This window comes from Bacillus sp. AFS055030 (genome assembly GCF_002574545.1).
Classification (GTDB): domain Bacteria; phylum Bacillota; class Bacilli; order Bacillales; family Bacillaceae_G; genus Gottfriedia.
In genome coordinates, this window is the sequence record NZ_NUGT01000077.1 from 178,856 (window position 1) to 197,851 (window position 18,996).

Below are 18,996 nucleotides of genomic sequence, written 5' to 3' on the forward strand. Positions count from 1 at the left end.
CAATTAACAATTAATCCCCTAAAAAGTATGTACCCTTTGTTACCTTGCGATACGTGCATTTATCACACTTTCAGACTTATTTTCATCACAATTAATTTAGTTAATAACAAAAAAATAAAATTTATCTTGCAATTCAAATTTAAAAAAAGTATACTAACTTTCGTGAACTTCTAAAAGTATAACTAATTACTTAAAGGGTTAGGACCTCTTTGGACTAACTTTCCCCCGTGGTAATTGATCATACTTTCGCAATAGAAGTCATGACAAATTATTTTAAGGGGGAAATGAATATGGATACTATGGGTCGTCACGTCATTTCAGAATTATGGGGATGCAATACAGAAAAATTAAATGATATGAAATTTATTGAGGAGACTTTTGTTGATGCTGCGTTACGCTCTGGTGCAGAAGTTCGTGAAGTTGCTTTTCACAAGTTCGCTCCTCATGGCGTTAGTGGTGTCGTAATCATTTCAGAATCACACTTAACTATTCACAGTTTTCCTGAGCATGGTTATGCAAGTATTGATGTTTACACTTGCGGTGATAGAATTGATCCGAATGTAGCTGCAAACTTTATCGCTGAAGCTTTAGAAGCTGATACTCGCGAAAACGTTGAGTTACCAAGAGGAATGGGTCCCATTCAAGTTGATAATGTAAAAGTTGTAAATGGTAACTAAAAAGAATTGAGAGAGGTGATTTTTCATCTCTCTTTTTTGTTTTTTAGTATAGGAGCAAAAATCAGATGAATTAAACAATCTTGATGTAAATAGCTTTTTTGAGAATGAACTAGCTTTACATAGTGAAAAATATTTCCATTAACATAAAAGACGAAAAATAGGCTTAGTGACTTTTAAGAAATAAACTTTAGTTTATTTTGAATTTGTTATAGTATAGAGTTATAATAATACGTTTAAACAATTAAGTGTTTGGAGTTGAACTATAACGATGAGATGTCCAACGTGTAACTTTAATGGGACAAGAGTACTTGATAGTAGACCAGTTGATGAAGGTCGTTCAATTAGAAGAAGACGTGAATGTGAAGAATGTCAGCATCGTTTTACAACTTTTGAGCGAGTTGAAGATAATCCTATTTTAGTTGTAAAAAAAGAAGGAGCTCGTGAAGAATTTAGTAAAGATAAGATGTTAAGAGGACTAATAAAAGCTTGTGAAAAACGCCCTGTCTCTTTATCTCAGCTAGAAGACATAATTCATAGTATTGAAAAAGAACTGAAAAATAGTGGCACATCAGAAGTTCCGAGTGAAGTGCTTGGTGAAATGGTCATGGAGCATTTATCTAAAGTTGATGAAGTAGCATACGTACGATTTGCGTCAGTTTATCGTCAATTTAAAGATATTAATGTATTCATTGATGAATTAAAAGATTTAATTAACAAAGAGCGAGGTAAAGACGAATAATACTTCGCTCTTTTGATACAAGAAAGGAATGTTTGAATGTCTATTGATAAGCAACATTGGATGGATGTTCTACCTGCGGATCCTTATACTGTAATGGCAGCTGGGTATTTACATAATTTTCATAGACAAGTATTGACGATGTTGTATCAACCTATAATTGGTAGTCAAGCTTTAAGTTTATATATGACACTTTGGAGTGAATGTGAACAAACGGATCTTAATCCTAATACATTAACACATCATTCTTTAATGCTTGGAATGAAAAGTAATTTAAAGTCAATTTATGAACAAAGATTAATCCTTGAGGGAATCGGCTTACTTAAAGTTTATGAAGGATTTGAAAATGGTACAAAAAAGCTTCTATATGAGCTTCAATCTCCGCTAGATCCTCATTCTTTTTTTGAAGACCCTATTCTAAATATCTTTCTGTTTAAAACAATTGGAAAAACACAATATCAACGAACTAAAACCTTTTTTAGTAGACAAGCATTTTCGAAAGAAGGGTTTCGTGAGATTTCCCGTTCATTTGATTCGGTATTTCAAGCTATTACGGTTGAGCAATTAAATGAAATTCAGCAAAGTAACGACCTTTCTACGCCAAATGATCGTAGAATTTTACAAGACAATCAGCCAATTAAACTATCTGTCAAAATGGAAGAGTTTGATTATGCTTTATTTTTAGATGGACTTTCTGATTCATTTGTCCCAAAAAGAGCATTTACTACAGAAGTAAAAGAAACAATTTTAAAACTTGCATTTTTATATGGAATAAATCCTATCCAAATGAAAACGATTGTTATGCGCTCTTTAAATGAAGATAATAAAATTAATATTGAGACGCTTCGCCTTGAAGCAAGAGACTGGTATCAATTCCAACATCATGAAGCTCTGCCTACGATTGTGGAAAAGGTCCAACCAATTCAGCATAGACAAATGGTCAATGAGCAGCCATCAACTCAAGAAGAAAAATTAATTCATTGCTTCGAAACAATATCTCCTCGTCAGTACCTTAAGGAGATATCGGGTGGAGCTGAACCAAGTGAAGCTGATTTGAAAATTATTGAGGAGATTATGATTGATCAAAAGCTTCTGCCAGGAGTCGCAAATGTGTTAATTGATTATGTAATGATTCGTCTAGATAAAAAGCTTTCTAGAAATTACGTCATTAAGATCGCAAGTCATTGGGCGAGAAAAGGTGTAACTACAGTTAAACAAGCGATGGATCTTGCACGTAAAGAGTTTGAAGAAACTAAACAGAGTGCAACAGCTGCTAAAGCTCGCTCTAGTAATAGACGAAATAAAACAATTCGAACTGAAATTGTACCTGACTGGTTACAATCAAGTGAGTCCAGTGATTCACAGACAACATCTGCAACAATTAATAAGCCAGATGATTCATCGATCGATGAAGAACGAAAACGATTAGAAAAAGAACTAGAAATGTTTAAAAATAAAAAGAAACGTTAAATGGGAGGACGCTAATGGAACCTATTCAAAACGCATTTAGTGCATTAATGAAAAATAAACAATTCCAGGACACATTCCAAAAAATGCGACATGAAGTCCGTAGCCACCCAAAAATCATTTCATTTTTAGAAGAGCATAAAAATGAAATTACGGATCAAATGATTGATAGTAGCCTTGTTAAGCTATATGAGTATATTGGACAAAGTGTAAATTGTGAAGATTGCCCATCTTTTAATGAGTGTAAAAATATGGTGCATGGTTATCATCCTCATCTGATTATTCAAGGAAAACGCATCGATGTTCAATATGATCGTTGTCCAAATGGTGTAAAAAACGATAAACGCAAAAAACATGAGTCACTGATAAAATGCATGTACTTACCAAAGGATGTTCTTCAAGCTTCAATGTCAAACTTGTCATTAGAAGACCCTGGCCGTTTTGAAGCGATTTCTGCTGCTAGGCAGTTTATAATGAACTATGAAAAAGGAAAAATGGCTCAAGGTTTATATTTACATGGTCCATTTGGGGTCGGAAAAACGTTTATTCTTGGGGCTATTGCAAATGAACTAGCAGAAGAGGAAATAACTTCGATGCTTGTTTATTTACCAGAATTTTTACGTGAACTAAAAAGCTCTATTAGTGATGGTACATTAGAGGAAAAAATTGAAGCTGTAAAAAAAGTGGAAATTCTAATGCTTGATGATATTGGTGCAGAACAAATGTCTAGTTGGGCAAGAGATGAAATATTAGGTACAATACTTCAATACCGTATGCTAGAGAAATTACCTACCTTCTTTACATCAAATGCTGATTTAAATCAATTAGAGCATCACCTAACCTATTCTCAACGTGGGGAAGAAGAAAGAGTAAAAGCAGCGCGTATTGTAGATCGAGTAAAATTTTTAGCCAAACCAGTTAAAATTTCAGGTTCAAATTTAAGACATTCATAAAAAAATCAAAAAATGGCGCAAAATCACAAATTACTAGGTGATTTTGCGTCATTTTTTAATCATTTCTTTAATATATATAGGACTAGGTGGTGCTAGAAAGGGGGGAACAGGGTGATTGAAATTTTTTTCAATGAACCCATTGACGCAGCTTATGTCTACGAACGATTACAAAAACGCTTAAAAAAGCAATCGAGACCATACATTTTAAGAAGACACAAAATCAATACAATTTTAATCACATTTCCTCAAAACACTGAAGATTTAATAAAAAGTATTTTAGTTCCGACACTAGTACAATTTATTTTACTTCAAAAAGAAGATAAATGGATTCAATCCATTTTACATACATCTTTTTTCTATGAGGAAGACGAGCAAAGTCAAATCATACCTATTGCACAATCATTATTAAGAGGAACTAGAAGAAGCATACCAAACCAGAAAAAAATTCGTAGAAGTAAGCATTTAGTTTCATATGCACTTTCCGAGTATTTAAAAGATGGAGTAAATTTTAGCTTCGATTCATTTATAACATTTCGTTTAAAGGAATATTATAAGCAGTTAGCATATGTTTGTGAAATTGCAATAGATGAGTACAAATTAGAAAATGAATACCAGAATTTGATTGAGAGTCTGAGACAGCAGGTACTTAAAACAGATGCGCTTATTCCTCATGTGCATATAGTGTATGACGGAAAATTTAGCGTATATGATCATCTGTTTTTACCAATTACGAAAGATGTATTAAAAGAATATGGTAAACAGGTTGAAAATAGGGAGTATATTGATAACGAATTAATTTTACCATTAACGGCAATTGCACCGAAAAGAATCCATTTATACACTTCTTCAGTCGATATTTCATTAATCATTACACTTCAAAATATCTTTCAAGAACGAGTCCTAATACATACATTAAAAGAGTTTTCGCAGGAAAAATTGAAATGAAAATTAATAATTAAAAAAAGCATTGTCATAAATAAATTTCTTTGATATAATAAATTTCGTTGCGAACAAAGCATACGAATATTGACAACATCATGTCGCTATGTTATAGTAACGAAAGAAAAGAATACTTATTTGTTGAAGAAGAAGCACCCGCTTCTCACCTGGATGACGCTACATGCTGTTATCAGGTAACAGAATCATTAATTACTTTGATACTGTCAGTGTGGGTGTATTTATATACCCACACTTTTTTGTTGGGTTATGACTGCTTCAACGATACAAATTAAGATCATTCTTACAATACCTTGGAGGTGTTTTACTATTAGCAAAGACATGATGGTAAACGATGGAATTCGTGCTCGTGAAGTTCGATTAATTGGTCCTAACGGAGATCAACTTGGAATCAAGACAAAACAAGAGGCTCTTGAGTTAGCTTCGAATGTTAATCTTGATCTAGTGATGGTAGCACCAACGGCGAAACCACCTGTATGTCGTATTATGGACTACGGAAAATTCCGTTTCGAGCAACAAAAGAAAGACAAAGAGAGTCGTAAAAACCAAAAAATTATTAGCATGAAAGAAGTTCGTTTAAGTCCAACAATTGATGAACATGACTTTAACACAAAGCTTCGTAATGCAATTAAGTTCTTAGAAAAAGGCGATAAAGTTAAAGCGTCTATTCGCTTCAAAGGACGCGCTATTACGCATAAGGAAATTGGACAACGAGTACTTGACCGTTTCTCAACTGCTTGTGCAGAAGTTGCAACTGTTGAGTCACATCCAAAAATGGATGGTCGTAGTATGTTCTTAGTCTTAGCACCTAAAAACGAAAAGTAATTTATTTGAGGAGGAAACACGATATGCCTAAAATGAAAACTCACCGTGGTTCAGCAAAACGTTTTAAAAAGACTGGATCTGGTAAATTAAAACGTGGTCGTGCATACACAAGCCACTTATTCGCTAACAAATCTACAAAAGCAAAACGTAAATTACGTAAAGCTTCATTAGTAAGCAAAGGCGATTTCAAACGTATCCGCTTTATGCTTACAAACATGAAATAAGAACGATAAACGTATTAGATAGATATCTAGGAGGGAAACAATATGCCAAGAGTTAAAGGCGGTACAGTTACACGCGCTCGTCGTAAAAAGGTTATTAAATTAGCAAAAGGTTATTACGGTTCTAAACATACATTATTCAAAGTTGCAAACCAACAAGTTATGAAATCATTAATGTATGCTTACCGTGACCGTCGTCAAAAGAAACGTGATTTCCGTAAATTATGGATCACTCGTATCAACGCGGCTGCTCGTATGAACGGACTTTCTTACAGCCGTTTAATGCACGGATTAAAATTAGCAGGTATCGAAGTTAACCGTAAAATGTTAGCTGACTTAGCTGTTGCTGACGAAAAAGCATTTGCTGAATTAGCAAACGCTGCTAAAGCTAACTTAAAATAATTTCGTTTAAAAAATCCTTAACATTTGTTAAGGATTTTTTTATTTTCATTAGACGAAACGAAACTCTTTTTTCATGTTATTAACGTTTGACTCATGACAATACTTCGTAAAACTAGACGGAAATAAAAACTCATTTTCTAACGAGTTGATTTCTGCCTCATTATGACTTTGTACGGCTCTTTGAAGTCTTTTTAAATAACTTCTACCTAGCTCAATTCGAGTAGCAACCTCTTCTTTATTTGCTGAAACTTGACCGTGGCCAGGAACTAATAATGAGAATTCAAACTTACTAATCAGTTCTTCTGCCTTATCTAAAGTATCGTAATAACTTTTTACACTATCAAATACAATCGGAAGCTCAAAATCAGATAAATAATCTCCTGTAATCCATATTCCTAAATTTTCAATATAGAGGAATAAGCCATCTTTCGTATGCCCAGGAGTTTCATAAAATCTTAAAGTAGTCTGCCCTATTTTAATCTCTTGGCCATCGTCACTAATAATAAAATCAATTTTTGGAAATTGTATTGGCCAGGCAGGATTTATATAATTATCATTGTAAAATTGACGAATTTTCGATAGTTTACTATCTTTTTCTGGATGGTTATGTAAATTTTCACTACCTATCGTCTTAGCGTTAGGAAATGCATAATAACCTATAATGTGATCAAAATCTCCATGCGTAAAGTATAAATAAATTGGGCGTTCATTTCTAATTGATTCAACGAATTCCTTTATCTCATTGATTTCATGAGGTAGCCAAGTTGGATCAACAACAATGATACAATCATCAGTTGCTACAACAGTTGAGTTCGTTTGAAATAATGCGCTTTGAAATACAGTAATATGGTCATTTTGATATATAATCATTGAAATACTCCTTTGTTTAATTTTTAGAAAATTATGATGATGTTTAATATTGTAACAAAATAATAGAAAAAAAACCTTAATGCATTCGCTACAAATAGGTTAATGCATTAAGGTTATACCCGAATTGAATGATTATCTTGGGAAAAAATTAGGCTTAAGCGTTGTGTCATTGTAACGTTTATGAAATACATGAGTTGTGGCAGGAGACATAGGTGGAATTAACCACTTCCAATTACCTGTTATCTCCCGGCAACACGATTCTTCTTGTTTTTCAAATTGGAGAAATTGCTGCGTTGCAGAATGGTGATCAACAATACTAACACCATATTTTTTATATGAATATAAAACGGCAATATTTAATTCAACAAGTGCACGATCTTTCCAAAGTGAACTGTTTCTTTTTGTATCTTGGCCAATAATTTTTGCTACTTCAGGCAATAAATTGAAACGAAATTCATCAGCAAAATTTCGAGCACCGATTTCAGTTCCCATATACCATCCATTAAATGGTGCTGCACTATAGGATATACCACCAATCTCTAGAGTCATATCTGATATCATCGGAACAGCATACCATTTAATATTTAAAGGAGAAAAATCATATTCAGGATGTTCAATTGGTACTTCGAGTACGATTTCATTTGGAATTGTAAAATAGTTTGGTTCATGATTGTCTAAGGAATAAACGATCGGCAAAATATCGAAATTAGTCCCATTTCCTTTCCAACCAAGACGCTCACATTCTTTTGTAAACTCAATCGATTTTGGGTCTCCAAATAGTCCATTTTCTGTTTTGTAGCCAGCGTATCGTATAAGCTGGTGATTATGGATTTTAAGAGAATTATTTGTTCCTAGATTTGGTTTGAAAATGGTAATTGTAGGTAGAATCTTACCTGAATTTGTAGCATATTTTATGTGATGTAATAATTCGTGTTCTATACCTTTATCATCGTTAATATGGCGAGCGTCTAAAACATGAAGCTTATCCCAAAATAATCTTCCTATACAGCGGTTACTATTACGCCAGGCCATTTTTGCACCGTGCTCTAATTCCTCATAAGTATGATTGTAAAAACCGGTATCTCGTATCTCAGTTTCGATACTTTTTAATCGTTTTTCTATGTGATCGGATTTATCTAGTTCCTTATAGCATTGTGTTATAAAAGAATATGCATCTTTATATAGGGCAGAAGTTGTAATCATAGTAATCTCCAGATGGTTAATTTGATAATCTAGTAATAATTAATAAGCTTCATTATTATACCCTACAAATAATTTGGAGAAAATTAATATAAAATTTATATGTTTTAATTAGGAGATACGAAGAAATATCTAAAAATTTTGTCAAAAGGAATCCCGAATTGTATAATGTTAAATGTACATAATCTTAATTAAAAAAGGATGGATGAGTTTGTCTACTTTAGATGCAAAGTTACAAATGTTAAAGGAACTAACGGATGCAAACGGCGTAGCTGGATTTGAACATGAAGTCCGTGAAGTAATGAGAAAATATATTACCCCATTTGCTGATGAGGTTGTAACTGATAATTTAGGAAGCTTAATTGCAGTTAAAACCGGAGACCCAAATGGTCCAAGAATTGAAGTTGCGGGACATCTTGATGAAGTTGGATTTATGGTTACACAAATTGATGATAAAGGATTTTTACGTTTTCAAACAATTGGTGGCTGGTGGTCGCAAGTAATGCTTGCTCAGCGTGTTACCATTTCTACAAAAGAAGGTAATATTACAGGTATTATTGGTTCAAAGCCGCCTCATATTATGAGTGCAGATGCAAGAAGAAAAGTAGTAGACATAAAGGATATGTTTATTGATATCGGTGCATCAAGTAGAGAAGAGGCATTAGAATTTGGAGTTCGTCCTGGTGATCAAGTTGTTCCGTATTTTGAATTCCAAACGATGAAAAATGAAAAATTATTACTAGCAAAAGCATGGGATAATCGAATCGGTTGTGCTATTGCGATTGACGTTTTAGAACAATTACAAGGCCAAGCACATCCAAATATTGTATTTGGAGTTGGAACGGTACAAGAAGAAGTAGGACTTCGTGGTGCAAAAACATCTACATATAAAATCGAACCAGATATCGGTTTTGCATTAGATGTCGGTGTTGCAGGTGACATGCCAGGTGTATCTGAAAGAGAAGCACAAGGTAAATTAGGCAAAGGCCCTCAAATCGTTTTATATGATGCATCAATGGTGTCTCATAAAGATTTACGTGAATTTGTAGTAAATGTAGCAGATGAAATTGGAATTCCATATCAATATGAATCAATGCCTGGCGGAGGAACTGACGCTGGTTCAATGCATATTACGATGAAAGGTGTTCCAGCATTAGCAATTACAATTCCAACAAGATATATTCATTCTCATTCTGGTATCCTTCATCGAGATGACTATGAAAATACAGTTAAATTAATCGTAGAAGTAATCAAACGATTAGATCGAGATACAGTAGAGCGTTTAACCTATAGCTAAGATAAAAAAATCCCTCATTTATTGAGGGTTTTTTTTGTTAGTTCTAAATTGAAATTGGTAGCCTACCTTATGAGGAACAAAAAACCAGAAATAGGAGTTATAGTACTTCATGAAGCCTTTATGAGGAACAAACTAGGAAGAAATAAGAGTTATAGTACCCCATAATTAATTGACAAGATTGTGATTTTCGAAAACGTGAAAACCTCTATTTATTAAAGTTTTTTTGCCGCTTTTACCAACCCATTTTTCCGTTTTTTTCATTTTACTGTTATCGAACTGAAACAAATTGTAGTATGCCTATTACTTGTTTGTAATAGTTTTGTCATATCTTATTGTTATCATGAATGCACGCTTTTCAAATAAGGATACTCGGAAATAGAGTTTGAAAAATGGTTTCAGAAGGCAATTTTTTATAGCTAATCAATAAAATTTAGACTCCAATTTTGTAAATGGAGTTTTTAAGGAGCCAAGACTTAATTAGTACTTGGCTGATTTTTTTTATTGGGGGAATCCTTATTTAAAATACGGAGAAGCATATAAATACTAAAGTTTTGAGGTGAGTTAATGAAAGCAAAAGTTAAAGTAAAAAACGTAACAAAGGTTTTCGGTAAGTCTCCAAAGAACGCCATAAAGTTACTAGAAAAGGGATTTACGAAAAAGCAAATTTTAGAGCAGACAGGCTCAACAATTGGGGTAAATAAGGCCAGCTTTGAAATATTCCCAGGTGAAATTTTTGTTGTAATGGGACTGTCAGGTAGTGGTAAATCGACCTTGATCAGAATGCTTAATCGTTTAATCGAACCGACTACTGGACAAATCTTGATCGACGATGAGGATATTGTAAAAATGAATCCTCAGCAGTTAAGAGATGTTCGTCGTAAAAAAATTAGTATGGTATTTCAAAATTTTGCTCTGTTCCCGCACAAGACCATTCTTGAAAATACAGAATATGGTTTAGAAATACAAAATATTTCGCAGGAAGAAAGAACAGAAAAAGCTTTGAAGTCACTAGAAATAGTTGGATTAAAAGGATATGAGCATCAATTCCCATCACAATTAAGTGGTGGTATGCAACAACGTGTTGGCCTTGCAAGGGCGCTAACAAGTGACACGGATATTTTATTAATGGATGAAGCATTTAGTGCGCTCGATCCGTTAATTCGTAAAGATATGCAAGACGAATTGCTAGAACTGCAAGAGACGATGAAAAAAACAATAATATTTATTACACATGACCTTGATGAGGCCCTGCGAATTGGAGACAGAATTGCACTTATGAAAGATGGTAACATAATGCAGATTGGTACTCCTGAGGAGATTATGGTAAATCCAGCCAATGAATATGTTGAACGATTTGTAGAAGATGTAGACTTATCAAAAGTTTTAACAGCGGCTCATGTACAGAAGCGTGCTGAAAGAATTACGCCTGACCGTGGACCGCGTGTAGCTTTACAAATTATGAGAGACCAAGGGTATTCAAGTATTTTTGTGGTTGATCGTAGACAAAAGCTACTTGGAGCAATTACTGCTGATGATGCTTCAAATGCTATTATTTTGAATAAATCGGTAGAGGAAGCTATGCAAAAGGATATTGTGTCTGTTTATGAAGATACTTTATTAACGGATGTAATTGGTGCACTTGCAACTTCTGCACTACCATTAGCAGTTAAAGATCAAAATGATCGATTAAAGGGAGTTATTATCCGTGGAGCAGTTATCGGTGCATTAGCGGGTAAAACAGACGATTTAAATATACAAGGAGGTTAAACATATGGGTATTCCAAAAATTCCGTTAGCAGAATGGATTGATAAAATAGTTGATATCATTATTAAAACTTTCCATCCTCTTTTCGGAGCAATAACTAACATCACAGAATCCCTTTTAAATAACCTTGTTAAGGTTTTAGGACTTGGCCCTTCAATTATTCTAATCATATTAATTTCATTACTTGCTTTTTATACAAGTAGGTGGACTGTTGGTCTGTTTACACTACTTGGTTTGTTATTAATTGATAATCTTGGACTTTGGGATGCAACAATTGATTCCTTAGCATTGATCTTATCATCAATCGTTATTACGGTTGTGATTGGTATCCCTTTAGGGATTTGGTCATCGCAAAATGATCGAGTGAAACAGGTGATTACACCAGTACTCGACTTTATGCAAACAATGCCAGCATTCGTTTATTTAATTCCAGCGATTCTCTTTTTCGGAATTGGTGTAGTTCCTGGTATTTTAGCTTCTGTCATTTTTGCTATTCCACCAACAATACGATTAACGAATTTAGGTATTCGAGAAGTTCCAAATGATTTAATAGAGGCATCTAATGCTTTTGGATCAACAACATGGCAAAGACTCTTTAAAGTGCAACTACCATTAGCAGCTCCTACAATTTTAGCTGGTATCAATCAAAGTATTATGCTTGCATTATCGATGGTCGTTATTTCATCACTAGTAGGTGCTCCTGGATTAGGTGCAGAGGTTTATCGTGCCGTAACCCAGATTAAAGTAGGGGAAGGATTCGAGGCAGGAATTTCAATTGTTATTGTTGCAATTATTCTTGATCGTATTTCTCAAAACCTTCGTAAACCGGCTTACGGGAAAAAAATGGCAAAAAAATATGTTTATGGACTAATTGCACTAATCTTTTGTATTACTGCTATTTCAGTTGCATTTACGGGTGATAAAACAAAAAAAATGTCTTCAAATAATATAGGTTCTCAAGTTAATTATGAGATTACCGGGATTGATCCAGGAGCTGGGTTAATGAAAGCAACTGAAAAAGCAATGAAGGATTACGACTTAAAGGATTGGACATTAAAAGAAGGTTCTTCTGCAGCGATGACTGCTGAATTAAAAAAAGCATATGAAAATAAAGAACCGATTATCGTTACTGGATGGACGCCACACTGGATGTTTTCGAGGTATAAGTTAAAGTATTTAGAAGATCCAAAAGGCTCATTTGGTAAGGATGAATCAATTCATACAATAGTTAGAAAAGGATTAAAAGAAGATATTCCTGGTGCATATACGATATTAGATAACTTCTCTTGGAAACCATCTGATATGGAAGAAGTGATGGGTGAGATCCAAGATGGTATGAAACCAGATAAAGCAGCAGAAAAATGGATTAAAAAGCATCAAAATCAAGTAAATAGTTGGACGAAAGATTCTTCAAAAGGACACGGTGAAAAAATTAGTTTAGTTTATGTTTCATGGGAATCTGAAGTTGCCAGCACAAATGTCATTGGAAAAGTACTAGAAAATCAAGGATATGACGTTACATTAAAACAAATTGAGGCTGGACCGATGTTTGCAGGTATTGCAGATGGAAGTGCAGATGCAATGGTTGCAGCGTGGCTACCCACAACTCACAAAGATTACATGAATGAATATAAAAAACAACTAGTCGATCTTGGACCAAATTTAAAAGGGACAAAGTTAGGTTTAGTCGTGCCAGAATATATGAAGATTAATTCGATTGATGATTTAAAAGATAAAACGAACTAACCAAAAAGGACTAACGTAAAGTTAAAATCTTACGTTAGTCCTTTTTTATGTTTATAACAGATTAGATTACTGGCTTACTCCATTTTCTAAAACTGTAAGTAGTTCATGTTTTTGGTTTTCTGAAGCATGATTCCAAAAAACTTCAAGAAGTACACCTAAACCTGGTAATACTTTTTCCTCGCCACTTTGAATCGCATCTACAATTGTTGCTTCTAATTGATCACTTTTATTACCTGAAATATTGTGAAGAACTGCTCCGCGAATATTAAAATTCATTTGGATTCTCCTTTCATATTAAGCTTAATGTAGTATTTGTAAACGGAAACGATTTTATGTATGATAAACGATAAGAGATACGATGAAAGGTAAAGGAAATTTATGAAACAAATTGATTCCATACAAAATAATTCTGTGAAGGCTTGGAAAAAGCTACATACAAAAAAAGGACGAGATAAAGCTAAACAATATATCGTAGAAGGTTTTCATTTAGTCGAAGAGGCAATTAAGCATGATGCACCGATTCTTCATTTATTAATCAGTGAAGAGATTGACTTACCTTCTAATTTTTCAACAGGTTCCTTTGAGATTACGTATATATCTAAAGAGGTTAGCAAGGAATTAAGCGAAACAGAAACATCTCAAGGCATTTTTGCAATTATTGAATTTTCATTTGTAAGAATTGATTTTGAGAAAGTGTCAAAAATATTATTAATTGATGAAGTTCAGGATCCAGGGAATGTTGGAACAATGATTCGAACAGCAGATGCTGCTGGTTTTGATGGCGTTATTTTAGGTTCAGGTACAAGTGACCTATATAATGCTAAAACAATTCGATCCACCCAAGGATCACTATTCCATTTACCGATATTACGTGGTGATTTAGTTGAAGCAGTTTCGAATTTAAAAGAAAAAGGAATAACTGTTTACGGGACATCTCTTCAAAATGCAAAACCATTTAATGAGGTAAACGTTTCAAATCGTTTTGCTATTATTGTAGGGAATGAAGGTAAAGGTATGAATTCAACATTACTTTCATTAACCGATGAAAATCTTTATATTCCGATTTATGGTAAAGCCGAATCATTAAACGTTGGTATTGCAGCAGGGATTCTAATGTATAGTCTGTGAAAAAATAATAGAAGCCTGTGAGCGCTCTCTAGGACAGTAAAAATGATATAAATTAATTAGTAAATAATTATGTTGAGCAGTTGCATTAATTGAAAAAAATCAATATAATTAATTAAGAAAATTTAATACATAAAAAGCTTTGACAGAGAATAGTAAATTTGACTCTCTATCTAGGGAAAAGGTGCCGTAGACTGTAAGCACTTTTATAGTAGACCAAATTGAATTCACCTCTTGAGCTAGCGCCGGGACCATTTTTAAATGTAAAGGCGACTCGGTCTATCTAAGTAGATCGTTATATGAATGAAGTGAGCAGTTAGTTTCTAAAGATATATTAACTGTTAATTAGGGTGGTACCGCGATCAATCCTCGTCCCTTTTTTGGGAGCGAGGTTTTTTTATGTTTAAATTTAAGATTTTGAATAGGAGGATTATTCATGCAAGAGCGTTTAGTTTCTTTACAAACAGAAGCGATTAAGCAAATAGAAGAAGCAAAAGATTTAAAAGCATTAAATGAAATAAGAATTGCTTATCTAGGAAAAAAAGGTCCGATTACTGAGGCAATGAAAGCAATGAAGGATTTAACTCCTGAAGAGCGCCCAAAAATGGGGGCTGTTGCTAATGAAGTACGTGCGGCAATCCAAGAAAAACTTGAAGCAAAACAAGTTGTATTAGAACAAAATGCAATTAATGAAAAATTAGAAAGTGAATCAATTGACGTAACACTTCCAGGAAGACCAGTTCATGCAGGTGGAGCTCATCCATTAAGAGCGGTAATTCAAGAAATTGAAGATTTATTTATTGGAATGGGATATGAAATTGCTGAAGGTCCAGAAGTTGAGAAGGACTATTATAATTTCGAAGCTTTAAATTTACCAAAAGGACATCCGGCTCGTGATATGCAGGATTCATTCTATATTTCTGAAGAAACATTAATGAGAACTCATACTTCACCTGTTCAAGCCAGAACAATGGAAGCAAACGTGGAAAAAGGTCCAATTAAAATAATTTGTCCTGGTAAAGTTTATCGCCGTGATGACGATGATGCTACACATTCTCATCAATTTATGCAAATCGAAGGTCTTGTAATTGGTGAAAACATTTCAATGAGTGATTTAAAAGGTACTTTACAACTTTTTGCGAAGAAAATGTTTGGTGAAGATCGTGAAATTCGCTTACGCCCAAGCTTCTTCCCATTCACTGAGCCTTCAGTAGAAATGGATATTTCTTGTATGAAATGTGGAGGAAAAGGCTGTAACATGTGTAAGCACACTGGATGGATTGAAATTTTAGGTGCGGGAATGGTACATCCAAACGTACTTGAGATGGCTGGATATAATCCGAAAGAAGTTCAAGGATTCGCTTTTGGTATGGGTCCAGAACGTATTGCATTATTAAAATATGGTATTGATGATATTCGTCATTTCTATACGAACGATATAAGATTCTTAAAGCAATTCCAACAAATGTAAGGTAGGAGGGGACTAAAACATGTTTGTATCAACAAAATGGTTACAAGAATACGTTGATTTAAGTGGTGTTACACCAGACGAACTTGCAAAATTAATCACTAAAGCAGGTATTGAAGTTGAAGGTGTTGATCATCTTTCAGAAGGAATTAAAAATGTTGTTGTTGGTTATGTAATGGAACGTGAACAACATCCAGAGGCAGATAAATTATCAAAATGTACTGTTGATGTTGGCGAAGAGCAACCAGTACAAATTATTTGTGGCGCACCGAATGTTGCTAAAGGTCAAAAAGTGATCGTGGCAAAGGTAGGCGCTGTTTTACCGGGGAATTTCAAAATTAAAAAAGCAAAATTACGTGGTGAAGTTTCTGAAGGAATGATTTGCTCTCTTCAAGAATTAGGCATTGAAGGAAAAGTAGTTGCAAAAGAATTCTCAAATGGAATCTTTGTTTTACCAAGTGATGCTGAAGTTGGAGCAAGTGCATTAGACGTACTATATCGTGATGATGCTGTATTAGAACTTGGATTAACACCAAACCGTGCTGATTGCTTAAATATGATCGGTGTTGCCTACGAGGTAGCTGCAATTTTAGATCGTGATGTAAAACTTCCAGAAATAAGTGCTCAATCAGCTACAGGCGCTGATTATGTTTCAGTTTCAATTGAATCAAAAGAAGATGCACCATATTATAGTGCTAAATTAGTTAAAGGTGTAAAAATTGGTCCATCACCATTATGGATGCAATCTCGTTTAATGAGTGCTGGTATTCGTCCGATTAATAATGTTGTTGATATTACGAACTATATTTTAATTGAGTATGGTCAACCATTACACGCGTTTGATTTTAATAAATTAAATAGTAAGCAAATTATCGTACGACATGCGAAGGAAAACGAAAAGATCGTTACACTTGATGGTGAAGAGCGTACATTGCAACCACATAATTTAGTGATCGCAACAGAGAAAGAAGCCGTTGCAGTTGCAGGTGTAATGGGTGGTCAAAGTACTGAAGTTGATGCAGAAACTGTAGACGTTTTAATTGAATCAGCAGTTTTCAGAGGTCAAAGTGTTCGCCAAACATCAAAAGACCTTGGCTTACGTAGTGATTCAAGTGCCCGTTTTGAAAAAGGTATTGACGCTTCACGTACATTCCCTGCTTCAGAACGTGCTGCTATGTTAATGGCTGAACTAGCTGGTGGAACAATTGTAGAAGGTACAGTAATTGCCGACAATTTAGTTGAAGAAGCTAAAAAAGTTTCAGTTTCTGTAAGTAAGATTAATGGTGTACTTGGTACCTCAATTGATGCTGAGACAGTAAAAGATATTTTCCGTCGCTTAAGATTAGAAGCTACTGAGAATGGCGAAGTATTTACAGTTACTGTTCCAAGTCGTCGTGGTGATCTTTCAATTGAAGAAGATTTAGTTGAAGAAGTAGGAAGATTGTATGGCTATGATCATATTCCTGCCACTTTACCAACAGGTGTTGCTAGTCGTGGACAATTAACACCTTATCAAGCAAAACGTAGAAAAATTCGTCAATATTTACAGCATGCAGGTCTTTACGAAGCTGTTACGTACTCTTTAACAAGCAATAATAAAGTAAAACGCTTTGCATTAGAAACAGTAGATGCAGAACCTGTACGTTTAGCTTTACCAATGAGTGAAGAACGTAGTGAGCTACGTTTCAGTTTAGTACCTCATTTATTAGATGCGATTGCATATAATGTTGCACGTAAAGAAGAAAATGTTCATTTATTTGAAACAGGATCTGTATTCTTAACAAAAGAAAATAACGATTTACCGCATGAAGAAGAGTATTTAGCTGGTGCGTTAACTGGTTTATGGTTACAACATGCTTGGCAAGGCGAGAAAAAAGCAGTTGATTTCTATGTTGTAAAAGGTATTTTAGACGGTTTATTTAATGAATTAGGTTTATCAAATAAAATAACATACCTTGCTGCTAAGAAAGAAGATTTACACCCAGGACGTACTGCAAGTATATTATTAAACGGAGAAGAAATTGGTTTTATCGGTCAAGTTCATCCTGTTACTCAAAAAGAGTGGGATCTGAAAGAAACGTATGTATTCCAATTATCTCTTGAAAAGCTATTAAATACTGAATTTGATGATATTTTATACAATGCAATTCCTCGTTTCCCATCAATGAGTCGAGATATGGCATTAGTTGTTGATTCGAAAGTATTTGCTGGTGATATTCTATCTACAATTCGTTCAACTGGTGGAAGACTTCTAAAGGATGCTACAATCTTTGATTTATACGAAGGTGATAAGATGGAAGCTGGTAAAAAATCAGTTGCCTTCTCATTAACATATTTCGATCCAGAACGTACTCTAACGGATGAAGAAGTAACTAAAGCTCATTCGAAAGTATTAAAAGCTGTAGAAGAAACGCATAATGCTCAATTAAGAGGTTAATTACACACTCTATTGCTGATTTAATAAAATTTTATAAGCAAAGGAAAACCGGAAATCTTAGATTTTCGGTTTTTTTAGGTGAATATTCTATTAGATATTTTTAATAGAATATTCACCTATTTTTTGACTCATTTTTATGGTGTGAATGAACCAATTTGTCCTTTTTTTTATACAATAAATTGTACAATTAAAATTTTTATGAGAGGTGTATTTTTTTGCCATTACCACCAATTCCACCACTACCACAACAACCATCAGAAGAACCAAATCAACAAGGTACTACACAAAGCACAGAAGAATCAGAGTTATTACAACAAATTTCTTCAATCCTTCCAAATCTAGTAATGGGCCCAACAGGTCCAACTGGAGCAACTGGTCCTCGTGGAGAAAGAGGAAAACGAGGAAAAGAAGGGGATGAAGGAGAAAGAGGTCCAAGAGGTCCTATGGGACCTATGGGTCCAATGGGTCCAATGGGACCAGCAGGAATTCCGGGTGCCGCAGGAGCTCCAGGCCCAGCAGGAGCAACAGGAGCAACAGGAGCAACAGGTCCTTCAGGAGGCCCTCCAGGTCCACAAGGAATTCCAGGTCCTGCAGGTCCAACAGGCTCAGCAGGCCCAGCAGGAGTCCCAGGTCCAACGGGCCCAGCAGGTCCACAAGGAACGCCTGGTCTACAAGGTCCAACAGGCCCAGCGGGAACACCGGGAACACCAGGAGCAGACGGAGCGACAGGCCCAGCAGGCCCAGCAGGAGCAACAGGAGCAGACGGAGCGACAGGCCCAGCAGGCCCAACAGGCCCAGCGGGAGCAACAGGCGCAGCAGGAGCAACAGGCGCAGACGGAGCGACAGGCCC

The 18,996-nt window shown here is 34.8% G+C and carries 17 protein-coding genes, 1 pseudogene and 2 other annotated features; of the genes and pseudogenes, 15 read left to right on the forward strand and 3 right to left on the reverse strand.

Annotated elements, in window-relative coordinates:
* Nucleotides 1-290: 290 nt before the first annotated feature.
* The 8 genes from speD (at nt 291) to rplT (ending at nt 6,238) form a co-directional block, all read left to right on the forward strand.
* The gene (gene speD / locus CN925_RS16895; protein ID WP_088013420.1) at nt 291-677 is read left to right on the forward strand and encodes an adenosylmethionine decarboxylase; all 387 of its coding nucleotides are present in this window, start codon (nt 291-293) and stop codon (nt 675-677) included.
* 268 nt (nt 678-945) lie between these two features.
* Nucleotides 946-1,416 (forward strand): transcriptional regulator NrdR, encoded by a 471-nt coding sequence (gene nrdR, locus CN925_RS16900; RefSeq protein ID WP_025568424.1) that lies wholly within the window; start codon nt 946-948, stop codon nt 1,414-1,416.
* Between the two features lie 36 nt (nt 1,417-1,452).
* The gene (locus CN925_RS16905; protein ID WP_098847775.1) at nt 1,453-2,883 is read left to right on the forward strand and encodes a replication initiation and membrane attachment family protein; all 1,431 of its coding nucleotides are present in this window, start codon (nt 1,453-1,455) and stop codon (nt 2,881-2,883) included.
* 14 nt (nt 2,884-2,897) lie between these two features.
* The gene (dnaI, locus tag CN925_RS16910; protein WP_098847777.1) at nt 2,898-3,833 is read left to right on the forward strand and encodes a primosomal protein DnaI; all 936 of its coding nucleotides are present in this window, start codon (nt 2,898-2,900) and stop codon (nt 3,831-3,833) included.
* A 111-nt stretch (nt 3,834-3,944) separates the two neighbouring features.
* Entirely contained in the window at nt 3,945-4,778 is an 834-nt protein-coding gene (ytxC, locus tag CN925_RS16915) for a sporulation protein YtxC (RefSeq protein WP_098847779.1), read from the forward strand.
* A gap of 132 nt (nt 4,779-4,910) precedes the next feature.
* Nucleotides 4,911-5,037: a sequence feature (ribosomal protein L20 leader region), on the forward strand.
* A 74-nt stretch (nt 5,038-5,111) separates the two neighbouring features.
* A complete protein-coding gene (gene infC, locus CN925_RS16920; RefSeq protein WP_069034593.1) occupies nt 5,112-5,615 on the forward strand; it encodes a translation initiation factor IF-3 in 504 nt (167 codons plus the stop codon).
* Nucleotides 5,616-5,638: 23 nt separating this feature from the next.
* Nucleotides 5,639-5,839 carry a 50S ribosomal protein L35 gene (gene rpmI, locus CN925_RS16925; RefSeq protein WP_025568429.1) on the forward strand — a complete coding sequence of 67 codons (201 nt, stop codon included), beginning with the start codon at nt 5,639-5,641 and terminating at the stop codon, nt 5,837-5,839.
* Between the two features lie 42 nt (nt 5,840-5,881).
* Nucleotides 5,882-6,238 (forward strand): 50S ribosomal protein L20, encoded by a 357-nt coding sequence (gene rplT, locus CN925_RS16930; RefSeq protein ID WP_025568430.1) that lies wholly within the window; start codon nt 5,882-5,884, stop codon nt 6,236-6,238.
* A 48-nt stretch (nt 6,239-6,286) separates the two neighbouring features.
* Here the strand turns inward: rplT and CN925_RS16935 are convergent, their stop codons facing one another.
* A complete protein-coding gene (locus CN925_RS16935; RefSeq protein WP_098847785.1) occupies nt 6,287-7,108 on the reverse strand; it encodes an MBL fold metallo-hydrolase in 822 nt (273 codons plus the stop codon).
* A 132-nt stretch (nt 7,109-7,240) separates the two neighbouring features.
* Nucleotides 7,241-8,311, reverse strand: coding sequence for a nitric oxide synthase oxygenase (locus tag CN925_RS16940; RefSeq protein ID WP_098847788.1), 1,071 nt, complete (start codon nt 8,309-8,311; stop codon nt 7,241-7,243).
* Nucleotides 8,312-8,519: 208 nt separating this feature from the next.
* Here CN925_RS16940 and CN925_RS16945 point away from each other — a divergent pair, with 208 nt between their 5' ends.
* From CN925_RS16945 to CN925_RS16955, 3 genes are all read left to right on the forward strand, one after another.
* Nucleotides 8,520-9,605 carry a M42 family metallopeptidase gene (locus tag CN925_RS16945; protein ID WP_098847791.1) on the forward strand — a complete coding sequence of 362 codons (1,086 nt, stop codon included), beginning with the start codon at nt 8,520-8,522 and terminating at the stop codon, nt 9,603-9,605.
* 564 nt (nt 9,606-10,169) lie between these two features.
* Nucleotides 10,170-11,372 (forward strand): quaternary amine ABC transporter ATP-binding protein, encoded by a 1,203-nt coding sequence (locus CN925_RS16950; RefSeq protein WP_098847794.1) that lies wholly within the window; start codon nt 10,170-10,172, stop codon nt 11,370-11,372.
* 4 nt (nt 11,373-11,376) lie between these two features.
* The gene (locus CN925_RS16955; RefSeq protein WP_098847796.1) at nt 11,377-13,116 is read left to right on the forward strand and encodes a glycine betaine ABC transporter substrate-binding protein; all 1,740 of its coding nucleotides are present in this window, start codon (nt 11,377-11,379) and stop codon (nt 13,114-13,116) included.
* Nucleotides 13,117-13,182: 66 nt separating this feature from the next.
* Here CN925_RS16955 and sspI read toward each other — a convergent pair whose 3' ends face one another.
* Nucleotides 13,183-13,392 (reverse strand): small acid-soluble spore protein SspI, encoded by a 210-nt coding sequence (gene sspI / locus CN925_RS16960; protein ID WP_025568436.1) that lies wholly within the window; start codon nt 13,390-13,392, stop codon nt 13,183-13,185.
* Nucleotides 13,393-13,494: 102 nt separating this feature from the next.
* Here sspI and CN925_RS16965 point away from each other — a divergent pair, with 102 nt between their 5' ends.
* The 4 genes and pseudogenes from CN925_RS16965 to CN925_RS16980 form a co-directional block, all read left to right on the forward strand.
* On the forward strand, nt 13,495-14,244 hold the full coding sequence (locus CN925_RS16965) for a TrmH family RNA methyltransferase (RefSeq protein WP_098847799.1): 750 nt from the start codon (nt 13,495-13,497) through the stop codon (nt 14,242-14,244).
* Between the two features lie 130 nt (nt 14,245-14,374).
* Nucleotides 14,375-14,621, forward strand: a binding site (T-box leader).
* Nucleotides 14,622-14,677: 56 nt separating this feature from the next.
* Nucleotides 14,678-15,712, forward strand: a complete 1,035-nt coding sequence (gene pheS / locus CN925_RS16970; protein WP_098847802.1) for a phenylalanine--tRNA ligase subunit alpha — start codon at nt 14,678-14,680, stop codon at nt 15,710-15,712.
* A gap of 19 nt (nt 15,713-15,731) precedes the next feature.
* Complete coding sequence (gene pheT, locus CN925_RS16975) at nt 15,732-18,146, forward strand: phenylalanine--tRNA ligase subunit beta (RefSeq protein WP_098847805.1); 2,415 nt, start codon at nt 15,732-15,734, stop codon at nt 18,144-18,146.
* Between the two features lie 215 nt (nt 18,147-18,361).
* Nucleotides 18,362-18,996 (forward strand): annotated as a pseudogene (locus CN925_RS16980) (collagen-like protein); the annotation flags it as partial.